9 protein-coding genes are annotated in these 11,977 nt (G+C 69.9%); 5 read left to right on the forward strand and 4 right to left on the reverse strand.

Going from position 1 to position 11,977, the window contains the following annotated elements; genetic code table 11:
• The first annotated feature begins 266 nt into the window (after positions 1-266).
• The 3 genes from OO70_RS20150 to OO70_RS20160 are packed head-to-tail and all read left to right on the forward strand — an operon-like array spanning position 267 to position 3,321.
• Positions 267-1,127 carry an ABC transporter ATP-binding protein gene (locus OO70_RS20150; RefSeq protein ID WP_043673021.1) on the forward strand — a complete coding sequence of 287 codons (861 nt, stop codon included), beginning with the start codon at positions 267-269 and terminating at the stop codon, positions 1,125-1,127.
• Positions 1,124-2,650 carry a hypothetical protein gene (locus OO70_RS20155; RefSeq protein WP_043673025.1) on the forward strand — a complete coding sequence of 509 codons (1,527 nt, stop codon included), beginning with the start codon at positions 1,124-1,126 and terminating at the stop codon, positions 2,648-2,650. Before OO70_RS20150 ends, OO70_RS20155 begins: the two co-directional genes overlap by 4 nt.
• Positions 2,641-3,321: an ABC transporter gene (locus tag OO70_RS20160; protein ID WP_234336885.1), complete on the forward strand. Its 681-nt coding sequence runs from the start codon at positions 2,641-2,643 to the stop codon at positions 3,319-3,321. Before OO70_RS20155 ends, OO70_RS20160 begins: the two co-directional genes overlap by 10 nt.
• 547 nt (positions 3,322-3,868) lie before the next feature.
• Here OO70_RS20160 and mshD read toward each other — a convergent pair.
• Positions 3,869-4,798 carry a mycothiol synthase gene (gene mshD, locus OO70_RS20165; protein WP_043673029.1) on the reverse strand — a complete coding sequence of 310 codons (930 nt, stop codon included), beginning with the start codon at positions 4,796-4,798 and terminating at the stop codon, positions 3,869-3,871.
• 145 nt (positions 4,799-4,943) lie between these two features.
• Between mshD and OO70_RS20170 the strand changes: the two genes are divergently transcribed.
• Both OO70_RS20170 and OO70_RS20175 read left to right on the forward strand, forming a co-directional pair.
• Positions 4,944-6,761, forward strand: a complete 1,818-nt coding sequence (locus OO70_RS20170; protein ID WP_043673031.1) for a bifunctional metallophosphatase/5'-nucleotidase — start codon at positions 4,944-4,946, stop codon at positions 6,759-6,761.
• Between the two features lie 1,094 nt (positions 6,762-7,855).
• Positions 7,856-9,688 carry an ABC transporter ATP-binding protein gene (locus tag OO70_RS20175; RefSeq protein ID WP_051741431.1) on the forward strand — a complete coding sequence of 611 codons (1,833 nt, stop codon included), beginning with the start codon at positions 7,856-7,858 and terminating at the stop codon, positions 9,686-9,688.
• A 1-nt stretch (position 9,689) separates the two neighbouring features.
• Here the strand turns inward: OO70_RS20175 and OO70_RS20180 are convergent, their stop codons facing one another.
• The 3 genes from OO70_RS20180 to OO70_RS20190 form a co-directional block, all read right to left on the reverse strand.
• Positions 9,690-10,415 carry a response regulator transcription factor gene (locus OO70_RS20180; protein WP_043673034.1) on the reverse strand — a complete coding sequence of 242 codons (726 nt, stop codon included), beginning with the start codon at positions 10,413-10,415 and terminating at the stop codon, positions 9,690-9,692.
• A 44-nt stretch (positions 10,416-10,459) separates the two neighbouring features.
• A complete protein-coding gene (locus tag OO70_RS20185; protein WP_051741433.1) occupies positions 10,460-11,188 on the reverse strand; it encodes a hypothetical protein in 729 nt (242 codons plus the stop codon).
• Positions 11,189-11,260: 72 nt separating this feature from the next.
• Entirely contained in the window at positions 11,261-11,881 is a 621-nt protein-coding gene (locus tag OO70_RS20190; protein WP_043673037.1) for a hypothetical protein, read from the reverse strand.
• Positions 11,882-11,977 lie beyond the last annotated feature (96 nt).

Genomic DNA, 11,977 nt, shown 5'->3' on the forward strand with positions numbered 1-11,977 from the left:
ATCGCCGGCCCGCGGCGGTGACCGCGACTCGCCCGTACCGGGTTCGTCGCGCGGGCCGGCCGGCCACCGGGCCTCGCGTGCCGCCCGATCGTTCGACCGGCCTTCCCGGACTGCCGGGTAACTGTCGCGGCGGCCTGTCTCTCCGACCCGCTCGCGTCTGCTCTCCGGGGCGTCGTACGACGACCGGCTGTCTCAACCTGCCTTCGCGGGCCGGGGCCTTCGGGCCCGCCGCGTGAACTTCCCAACCTCTGACTGGAGTTCCGTACATGACCACCACCGTCTCCGCGGCCGGGCTCAGCCTGCGCTACGGCTCGACGCGCGCCCTCGATGCCGTGTCGCTGCGGCTCAGTGAGGGCGTCACCGGGCTGCTCGGCCCCAACGGGGCTGGAAAGACGACCCTGTTGAAGGTCCTCGCCACCGCGCAGCCCGCCGACTCGGGCACCTTCACCGTGCTCGACCACGACCCCAGCACCACCGGCGGACGGCAGGAGGTGCGGCGGGTGCTCGGTTACCTGCCGCAGACGCCCGGCTTCCACCCGGACTTCACCGCCTTCGAGTTCGTCGACTACGTGGCGATCCTCAAGGAACTCACCGACCGCGAGGGACGTCACCGCGAGGTGCGGCGGGTGCTGGCGGAGGTCGACCTGTCGGACGTGCGCGGCAAGCGCATCAAGAAGCTGTCCGGCGGGATGCGGCAGCGGGTCGCGCTCGCCGCGGCTCTCGTCGGCGACCCGGGTTTCCTCGTCCTCGACGAGCCGACCGTCGGTCTCGACCCCGAACAGCGCATGCGGTTCCGGGAGTTGATCGCGAGGGCGGGCGAGGGCCGGACGGTCCTCCTCTCCACCCACCAGACCGAGGACGTCGCGATGCTCTGCAACCAGGTCGTCGTCATGGCCGGCGGCATCGTCCGCTTCGAGGGCACCCCGGCCGAACTCACCGCACGGGCCGCCGGCCGGGTGTGGAGCAGCGCGGAACGCGACCCCGGCGCGATGGCGGGCTGGCGCACCGGCCTGGGTGTCTTCCGCAACGTGGGCGACCCGCCCGCCGGCGCGGAACTCGTCGAACCGACCCTGGAGGACGGCTACTTGATCACGCTCGACGGCATGGTCGCGGAGGTGACGGCATGAGCGCCGTACTGGAGAAGGCACCCCCGGCCGAACGCACCGAGGGCGAACGGCGGTCATGGGCCGCGGTGTTCGCGCTGGCCCGCTTCGAGGCGCGCGAACTCCTGCTGCGCGCACCGGTGTTGTTCATGTTCGTCCTCTACGCCGCCTGGATCGGCTGGAGCATGCGCGACGCCTGGACGACCTACCCGGCCCTCCAGGACGTCGACCGGCTCACCCAGAACGGCCCGCTGCTGCCCGCGCTCGCCGTGCTGCTCTGCGCCAACCAGGCCGTGCTGCGCTCCCGACGGCAGGACACCGACCGGCACTTCGACGTGCTGGTCCTCGAACCCTGGCGCCGTACGGTCGCGTTCGCGCTGTCCGTGCTGCCGGCGGTCGCGCTCACCGCGCTGTTCGTGGCCGCGCAGTTCACCTGGGGCGTGCTCGCCCCCGGCTCGGTCGGCCACGGCTCGGTGGGCGAACTGCTCGTCGGACCGCTGACGGTGCTGCTCGCCGGGTCGGCCGGGGTGCTGCTGGCCCGGGTGGTGCGGTCGGCGTTCGCGGCACCGATGCTCCTGGTGCTGGCGTTCTTCTCGATCCTCTTCCTCGGGGCGGTCCCGGGCAACAGCGACGGCAGCGCGACGAGATGGCTGGTACCGGTCATCGGCGACGCGAGCACCAAGACGCTCCCCTCCGACCTGCTGGGCCGCCCGGCCGCCTGGCACGCTCTCTACCTGGCCGGACTCGCGCTGACCCTGGCGCTCGCCGCGGTACTGGTCAACGGCGGCCGTACGAAGACCGTCGCCGCCGCGCTCGTCGTGGCGGTCGGCCTGGGCACGTGGGGCGCGGTCGGCCAGGCCGGCAAGGTGCCTGCGGCGACCGTCGCCGCCCGTCTCGTGGCCACGGTCAACCCGGCGAAGGTCCAGCCGTGCGCCCGGCACGGGCACTCGACGTACTGCGCCTTCCCCGAGTGGATGCCGCGCACCGGCACCTGGGCGAAGGTCACCGACAACGTGCAGTCCCTGGCCGGCGGTACCGCCGCGCAGGAGAAGCTGCTCGTACGACAGCGCGTCGACGCCCGCTACGGCATGGACGGCGACGGTGCCATCGAACCGTCCACCGTGCCCTACCAGGTGACCGTCGGCACGCGCTGGGGCGGGCCGCGGGTCCCGGAGTTCGCCGCGGCGGTCTCCTCCGTGCTGGTCACGGGCAGCGAGAAGGCGACCAGTTCGCTGTGCGACGGCCGCATGGTCACCATCATGTGGCTGGCACTCGCCTGGCAGTCCGACCCGCTGGCCGAACTCCGCACGGTCCGACTCGACGACAGCGTCACCGGCTCCGCGATCGTGCTCTCACCGACCAACCCCATGTCGATGACGTCCGAACAGACCACGGTCGTAAGGGAGTTGTTCACGGCAGGCAAGAGCGCGATCGCCCCCAAGGTGAAGGCGCACTGGGCGGAACTGACGGCACCCAAGGTCACCACCGCGAAGGTAGCCCAGCTGCTCGGCGTGAAGGCACCGACAGGGGCGGACAAGTGCGAGTGAGGACAAGGGCGTCGGCGCAGCTGGTGGGCCCCGTACTGCGAGCCCTGCCCCGGCGGGCCCTCGGCGCGGGCGCCGCCGCCGGACTGGTGCTGGCCGCGCTCCCGCGCCTGCTGTCGACCCACCCCGACCCGTGGATGGCACTGCTCCTGCTGCGCGGCGCCGCGCTCGCCTTCGCCCTGGGCCTGACGTTCCTCCTGGACGACCCGGCCCGCCACGTCACCGCCGCGGTGCCCACCCGCCGCATGGTCCGCGGCGCCCTGCGCACCGCACTGGTCGCCCCGTTCGCCGCCCTGTGGTGGACGGCCGCCGTCCTGTTGATCCCGGCCCAGGTCCGCCCCCCGGTCGGCGACATCACCCTGGAGGCGGCCGCCGCCGCGGTCGTAGCCCTGGCCGCATCGGCCACTGCCATACGCCTCACGGAGGAAGCGGAACCGGGCCAACGCGTGGCCATCACCCTGCTCGCCACCTCCATGGCGGCAGCCCTGCTGCTCCCGCAGCACTGGGGCCTGTTCGCCACACCGAAGGAGAAGTGGTGGTCACCGGGACACCAGCACTGGGCGCTCATCCTGGCGGGCGCGGCGGTGGTGTGGGCAGCCTGCGGACCGGAACCGATCAGGCGCAGGGGGTTCTTCGCGACACGCTCCGCGAAAATCAGCCCGTCCACCGGCTGATTACAACGCGGCGGGCTCACTCCACGCCGTCCGGCAAGTCCGGCCCGTGCGGTGGCTGTTTCCGAGGCGGCTGGTGCAACCGGCCTGGTTGAGAGGCTGTTTCCAACGCGGCGGGTTCAATGCGGCCCCGTCGGGCGGCTGTTTCTGAGGCGGTTGGTGCAACCGGCCTGGTTGGGCGGCTGTTTCCAACGCGGTGGGCTCAATCCGGCCCGTGCGGTGGCTGTTTCCGAGACGGCTGGTGCAACCCGCCCGGTCTGGCGGCTGCTTCCGACACGGCCGGTCCAATCCGGCCCGTCGGGTGGCTGTTTCCAACGCGGAGGGCCCAATCCGCCCCGTCCGCCGGCTGCTTCCGACACGGCCGGTCCAATCCACTCCGTCCGGCGGCTGTTTCCAACGCGGCTGGTCCAATCCCCCCCTGTCCGCCGGCTCCTTCCAACGCAGGCCGGCAAAATCCAGCCCGTCCGGCGTTTGAGGACGAGGCCCCTTCAGGGCCGATGGGGGTCTGGGGGCGCAGCCCCCAGGGACGGCCACACAGGCGCAGCGAGCTTCACGACTCCGAGCGGTACATCAGGTCCGTCTCGTACGTAGTGAATCCCAACCGCTCGTACACCGACACCGCCGCCTTGTTGTCGGCATCGACATACAGCATCGCCGTAGGAAGACCCTGCGCGGCGAGATGCCGCAGCCCGATCGTCGTCAGGGCCTTGCCGAGCCCTCCACCCTGCGCCCCCGGCAACACCCCGACGACGTAGACCTCACCGAGCTGCTCCTGCTCATGGACCTTGGTCCAGTGGAAGCCGACGAGTTCGCCGCCCCGCTCCGCGAGGAAGAAGCCCTCGGGATCGAACCACGGCTCGGCGATCCGGTCGTCGAGGTCCCGCTGGGTGAGGGAACCCTGCTCGGGGTGGTGGGCGAAGGCCGCGGCGTTCACGGCAAGCCACGCCGCGTCGTCAACGCCGGGCACGAAGGTCCGTACGGTCACACCCTCGGAGAGAACCGGCTCCGGCAGCTCCAGATCGGTCAACGGCCGCCGCAGCTGCCGGAGTTCACGGAACAGGGCGAGCCCCAGGACCTGGGCGAGATGGCGCGCGGCGGAGTGCCCGCCGTGCGCCCACACCCGCAACCGCTTCCCGGACGCGGCCAGCAGCGCAGCGCCCAGCGCCCGCCCGTGCCCGTGCCCCCGGTCCGCCGGACGCACGACGAGTTCGGCGGCCGGCGCCTCCACCGGATCGGTGTCCTCCAGCTGCGCGTAGCCGACGAGTTCGTCGCCCAGAGTCAGCAACAGATGCGAGACCCCGGCCCGCTCGCCGCCACGGATCCGCAGCCGCCCCTGCTCCGACACCGCCTGCTGCCCGTCGGCCCGAGCGGCCTCGGCGATCAGCGCGAGGACGGCCGCGGCCTGGTCCGGGGAGAGCGCGGAGTAGGTCTCGATGGATCGGGACGCGGGAGCGGGCCGTACGGTGTCGTCGCTGGTCATGGGTATGAGGGTAAGCCGATCCCCCAGCAAAGTGGCGGCAAAGAAGAAACCAGGATGTAACCAAGAACCCCCTGTCACGCTACGCGCGTTGACCCTAGGCTGCGCCGGAACGTGGTGACTTCTCAGCCGACACACAGGGGGGCTCATGCCAGCCACTTCCCAGCCGTACCGCCCGCGCAGACGCCGTACCGCAGGCCTGCTCGCCGCAGCCGCGAGCCTGGCCACGGCCGGTGCGCTGGCCGCCGCGCTGCCCGCCGACGCGCACGGAAACCCGACCGGCGGCGGATACGGCCACGGGTCCAAGCCCAGCCGCTACCAGGACGTACAACTCCTCTCCTTCAACGACCTCCACGGCAACCTGGAACCCCCGTCCGGTTCCTCCGGCCGGGTCACCGAACTCCAGGCGGACGGCACGACGAAGACGATCGACGCGGGCGGTGTCGAGTACCTCGCGACGCATCTGCGGGACGCCCGCAAGGGCAACGCGTACTCGATCACCGCGGCCGGCGGCGACATGGTCGGCGCCTCCCCGCTGATCTCGGGCCTGTTCCACGACGAGCCGACCATCGAGGCCCTCAACAAGCTTGACCTGGACGTCACTTCGGTCGGCAACCACGAGTTCGACGAGGGCGCCAAGGAACTGGCCCGCCTCCAGAACGGCGGCTGCCACCCCACCGACGGCTGCTACACGGACAAGAAGTTCAAGGGCGCCGACTTCCCCTACCTCGCGGCCAACGTCCTCGACGAGAAGACGAAGAAGCCGATCCTCAAGCCGTACTGGGTGTGGAAGAAGAACGGCGTCAAGGTCGGCTTCATCGGCGTCACGCTGGAGGGCACCCCGGGCATCGTCTCCGCCGACGGCGTCAAGGGCCTGCAGTTCAAGGACGAGGTCGAGACGATCAACAAGTACGCCAAGGAACTGCAGAAGCAGGGCGTCAAGTCGATCGTCGCGCTGATCCACGAGGGCGGCTTCCCGGCCTCCGCCTCCTACAACTACGACTGCGACGCGTCCGGCGGCGGCTCCGGCATCTCCGGCCCGATCGTCGACATCGCGAAGAACGTCACCCCGGCCGTCGACGCCCTCGTCACCGGCCACACCCACAACGCGTACGTCTGCACGATCAACGACCCAAGTGGCAAGCCCCGTATGGTCACTTCGGCGGCGTCCTTCGGCCGCCTCTACACGGACACCACGCTGACGTACGACCGCTTCACCGGCGACATCGCCCGTACGTCGGTCAAGTCGGCGAACCACGTGGTCACCCGGACCGTGCCCAAGGCCGCCGACATGACCTCGCTGATCAGCAAGTGGAACACCCTCGCGGCGCCCATCGGCAACCGCGCGATCGGCTACATCTCCGCCGACGTCAACAACACCGGCACCGAGTCCCCGATGGGCGACCTCATCGCCGACGCCCAACTCGCGTACGGCAAGGAGCTGGACCCGGAGACCGACCTCGCGCTGATGAACCCGGGCGGGGTGCGGGCCGGGCTCACCTACGCGGCCAAGGGCAGTGAGGGCGACGGCGTGGTGACGTACGCCGAGGGCTTCACGGTGCAGCCGTTCGCCAACACCGTGAACCTCCAGGACTTCACCGGTGCCCAGGTGATCCAGGCGCTCAAGGAACAGGTGAGCGGCACGAACGCGGCGGCGCCGAAGGTGCTCCAGGTGTCGTCCGGGCTGACGTACACGCTGGACCTGACGAAGACCGGCGCGGACCGTGTGGTCACCGACTCCATCCGGCTCAACGGCGCGGCGATCGACCCGGCCGCCACCTACCGGGTCGCCACGAACAGCTTCCTCGCGGGCGGCGGTGACGGCTTCCCGACGCTGGGGCAGGGCACCGGCGACCTGGTCGGCAAGGACGACCTGAGCGCGCTGGCGGACTACCTGACGGCGCACTCCTCGGCGGCGAGCCCGCTCGCGCCTCCGGCGGCGAACCGGATCACGATCGTGCAGTAACAGCCGACCCCTTGGGGGCCCGGAGCCGCAGGTCGGCGCCGGGCCCCTTCTGTTTTCCCGTTCTAAATTCTGTGTAAGGGAGGGTTCAGTTCCGCGAATTCCATAAGAATCATCCACAGCAATCGCTCAGGAAGGTCTAAGCAGAAAAGGCTTTTTCTGCGTCGGAAGTCCAGTAGTGTTTTCCATGTCGAAAGCGAACGGCGCAAACGACAGAAGGCAAAGGAGAGCACGATGAGCTTCCACAAGATCGTCCCCGTGAAGAAGGCCCACAAGCCCGCCCCGGCCCCCAAGAAGGCCCCGAAGAAGCCTGCTCCGGCCCCCAAGCGCCGCCCGGTCGGCCACAAGTAACCCTGCCCGACCAGCCGCGGTAAACCGCAGATAAGAATTATCCGGGAGGGACATAAATCATGAGCTTCAACAAGATTCACCCCATCAAGAAGACCCGCAAGCCCGCTCCGGCCCCCAAGAAGCCGGCCCCGAAGAAGCCCGCTCCGAAGCGTCGCCCGATCGCCCACAAGGGCTGACAAAGAATTTACAGGCGTAATTCAAAGGCAGTTGCAGCAGATCGGTAGAGGAACTGTTGCAGAACCGCAGCAGACACCGCGAGAGCCGTACCAGAGAGGGAACCCGTCATGAGCTTCCACAAGATCGTCCCGGTCAAGAAGCACCGCAAGCCGGCCCCGGCCCCGAAGAAGCCCGCGCCGAAGAAGCCGGCGCCGAAGCGCCCGGTCGGGCACAAGTAAGCAGTCCCGCGAGCCGCAGACGCAGACCCGCGAGCCGCAGAAGAAGACCCGCACCACCCCCCACCCGGCCGCAGAGCCGAACCCCCAGAGAGGCAACACACCATGAGCTTCCACAAGCTGGTCCCCGTCAAGAAGCACCGCAAGCCGGCCCCGGCTCCCAAGAAGCCCGCGCCGAAGAAGCCCGCCCCGAAGCGCCCCGTCGGCCACAAGGGCTGAGCCGGCATCCAGTGAGGCGGGGCCGCCGGTTAGCGAGTTCGCTCGCGCCGGTGGCCCCGCCTCGGCCATGTCCGGCCCGGATACCGATCCCGGCCGTGCCCTGAACTCATCACGCCCTGAAGGGAGTTGTTGACCATGAGGGAAGCCCGTGAGGCCTTCCGCCGTTTCTGGCCGCTGACCCGCGGTGACCGCAAGTGGCTGGCGGTGATCATCACGTGCGTCATCGTGTCGGCGCTCGCCGAGACCGCCGCGATCCTCCTCTTCGCGGACCTCACCGACAACGCCCTGAAGGCCGGTTCGCTGTCCGCGTTCTGGGGACCCGCCGCCGCCTGGCTCGGCGTCGCCGTACTCGGCGCGCTCGTCGGCTACTTCGGCAACTCCCTCGCCACCTGGACCGCCGAACGCTTCGTCCTGCGCCTGCGCGCGAACGTCTTCCGCCACGTCCAGGGCCTCCCACCCCACTTCTTCCAGAAGCACCGCCAGGGCGACCTGGTCGAACGCCTCACCGGAGACGTCGAGGCCATCGAGCAGATGGTCGTGTCCGGCGTGGTCGGCACGATCTCCGCGGCCTTCTCGGCGGTCTTCTACGCCTGCGCGGCCCTGTACCTCCGCTGGGACCTGGCCCTGGCCACGTTCGTCCTGGCTCCTTTGTTCTTGTTGGCCGCCCGCCGCTTCTCCGGCCGCATCAGGCAGGCCTCGCAGGACGAGCGGGTCGCGGACGGCGCGATCACGTCAGTGGTCGAGGAGTCCCTCGGCAACGTGGTCCTCACCCAGGCGTACAACCGCCGCCGGGACGAGGAGAAGCGCCTCGACGTCGAAGCCCGCGCGTGGATGAAGGCATCGGTGCGCGGCGCCCGCCTCAGCGAGATGTACGAGCAGTTCGTGGAGGTCGTAGAAACCCTCTGCGTACTGGCGGTCATCGGCCTGGGCGTCTGGGAGATCTCGGCAGACCGCATGACCCTCGGCGCCCTCCTCGCCTTCGCCGCCTTCATCGGCTACCTCTACCCGCCGGTCCGCAACCTCGGCCAACTCGGCCTCACCCTCACCGCGGCCACCGCCGGCGCCGCCCGCATCAACGAGATCCTGGACGCCACCCCGTCCGTCCACGACCCCCGCGAACCCGTCCAGGCCTGGCCCGTCCACGGCTGGGTCAGCTTCCACGGCGTGACCTTCCGCTACCCCGGCGCGAGCCGCGACTCGGTGAACGACGTCACGTTCAGGGCGGGCCCCGGAGAACTGATCATCGTCACGGGCGAAAGCGGAGCAGGCAAGTCCACCCTCTCCAAACTCCTCACGCGCTTCTACGACCCCTCCGGCGGCGTGATCTGTCTGGACGGCGTCCCCCTCCGAGACGTACCCCTCGAATTCCTGCGGGAGAACGTGGCGTTGCTGCCCCAGCAGACGCTGATCCTCAACGGCACGATCCGCGAGAACATCGAGTGCGGCCGCCCGGGCGCGACGGACGAGGAGATCGAGCGAGCGGCGAGGGCAGCGGCGGCGCACGACTTCATCACCGCACTCCCCGAGGCCTACGACACCGAGATCGCCCCCGGCACGGCGGCACTCTCCGGCGGCCAGCTGCAACGGATCGCGATCGCACGGGCGATGCTCCGCGAGGCCCCGGTCCTGGTCCTGGACGAACCGACGGCCGGCCTCGATTCGGTGGCGGCCCGCCAGGTGATCCAGCCCCTCCGGCGCTTGATGTCCGGCCGTACGACCATCATGATCACCCACGACCTGAGCCTCGCCCCCGACGCGGACCGCATCCTGGTCGTCGACGGCGGACATCTCGTCGAGACAGGCACGCACGCGGAGTTGGTGGCCAGGGGCGGCGCGTACGCCCGTCTGGCCGGCCCGCTGCCCGAAATGGCCATCGAGGGACGGCGGTTGGAGGACACGATGATCCTGCGCCAGGTCCCGCCGCAGGCACCGGACGAGACGATGATCCTGAGGCTGCCGAAGAGGTAGATCAGGCAGGGGGAGCGGTACGAAGGCTGTACCCGAGCCCCCGCACGGTGTGGATGAGCCGCGGTTCGCCGCGGCTCTCCAGTTTGCGGCGCAGGTACATGACGTAGACGTCGAGGGTGTTGGACGCGGGCTCGAAGTCGAAGCCCCACACCTGCCGGTGGATCTGGGAGCGGCTGAGCGCGGCGGCCGGATGCCTCAACAGGTGCTCCAGCAACAGGAATTCGGTCCGCGTGAGCTCGAGCGGATGGCCGCCACGGGTGACGGTGCGGGTGCGCAGGTCCATGACGAGATCGTGGAAGGCGAGCTGTTGGAGATCGGGCGGCGGGGAATCGTCGGTGGCGCCCTGCCGGCCACTGCGGCGCAACAACGCCCGTACCCGCGCGAGGAGTTCGTCCACGGCGAACGGCTTGCTGAGGTAGTCGTCGGCGCCGTTGTCGAGGGCGACGATACGGTCGCCGACGGCGGTCCGTCCGGTGAGCATCAGGATCGGCACGGTGGACCCGGAGGCCCGGATGCGCCGCGTGGCGGCGAGTCCGTCCAGCTCGGGCATGGTGACGTCCATCAGCACCAGATCGGGCCCGGCGGCATCCTCCGGTACGCCGAGCAGATCGAGGGCGGTGCGCCCGTCCCCGGCGAGGACGGTCTCGTACCCCTCGAATCTGAGCACCCGACCGAGCCCTTCGCGTACGTCCACGTCGTCGTCGGCCAGCAGAATCTTCCGCGCCATCTCAACACGGTGTGACGGGGGGCTGTGCGGGGGCTGGCAGGGGGTTATGGGTGGGCTGGGGCTCGGGAGGCGCGCCAGTGGAAGAAGGGGGCGAAGAGGGCGAAGGCGGCCAGCGGTATCCACAGGAGGAGGAGCAGTAGCGGCGGCTCGTCCGTGGTGACTATCAGCACCAGCGCGAGCAGGAACGTGCACCCGAAGACGATGAGCGCGCCGATGACCGCCCGCTCCCACGCCTTGCGGTGCGCGGCCCGCTCGCGGATGCGCGCCTCGATCGCCGGACGCGCTTCCCAGGCCATGCCCCGGTGCCGGGCGGCGACGGCACGCAGCTCCTCGACCTCGGCCGGCGGGTCGTCCAACTGCCAGTCGTCGACGTGCGGGAGGAGAAACCGGCGCCCGTCGTTGTCGTACAGGTGGACCAGCCACTTCCGCACGTAGGACGGGGCCTTGGGGATCGGCTGGACCCGGATGTCGTAGATGTCGTGCCAGGACCGCCGGCGTTCGGTCAGGGCGCGGCGTGCGGTGACTCCGCGCGTGTCCACGAGGGTGCGGCCGCGGTGCATGTACAGAACCCCGCGCGCGATGACAGCCAGCAGGAACGCGAACATGAGGAGCCTGGCCCAACCGGGCGTGGAGTCCCGCCGGGTGATCGAGGACAGGAAGTACAGCGTCAGGCCGCCCAGGGAGAAGAGCCACCCGCGAGGCACCTTCCGCCGCTTGCGGTACTCCCGCTCGATCCCCTGCACGTCGCCGCGGTCCCCGTTGTCCCCGCCCATCGACCCTCCCCAGAGCCTGTGTTGGAGACGATCGTAAGGTCGGGGGCTGTGTTGGGGCTCGGTTCGCGGGAGCTACGTCAGGAACGAGATCGCCGCGAACACGGCGATGATGACGGCTGCGACGTACACCGCGCCCCAGACCTTGCTGTTCCGCACCCGCCGCCGTATCCGGTCCTCCGTCTCCGGCCGCAGCTCCCAGGCCATGCCCCGGTGCAGGGCGGATACGGCACGCAGGTCGGCGAGTTCGGCGTGGAAGTCGGGGAGTTGCCAGTCGTCGAAGTAGGGGAGGCGCATCCGGCGGCCGTCGTTGTCGTAGACGTAGGTCGTCCACTGGGCCTTCTCGATACGGCCGCTCGCCCTCAACTCGGCCCGGATGTCGTAGACGTCGCCCCAGGTACGGGTCTCCGTCCGCACGGCGTCTCGGGCGGCGATCCCCTGAGCGCCCACGATCGTGCGCGCCCGCTGCCGGTAGAGCACGGCCAGGACGACCCGGGCGAGCACGATCACCAGCACGACGATCTCGATCCATCTCCGCGCGGGGAAATAGGGGTTCGTCGTCGCCTGGAGGACGAAGTTGCCGATGATCAGCACGGTGATGACGATCTGCCACCAGGAGAGGGACAGCGCTCTTCGCCGTCCGTACTCCCGCTCGATCCCACGCACGTCGCTGTAGTCCTCGTTGTCCACGCTCATGGACCCTCCCCCGGTCAGCAGAAGAGGAGAGTAGGGCAGGAGCCTGTGCGCAGGAGGGGGCGGGTAGCCGCAACTGCCGTTCGCCGCTTGCCGACC

The sequence above is a fragment of the Streptomyces xylophagus genome (assembly GCF_000716435.1).
Classification (GTDB): domain Bacteria; phylum Actinomycetota; class Actinomycetes; order Streptomycetales; family Streptomycetaceae; genus Streptomyces; species Streptomyces xylophagus.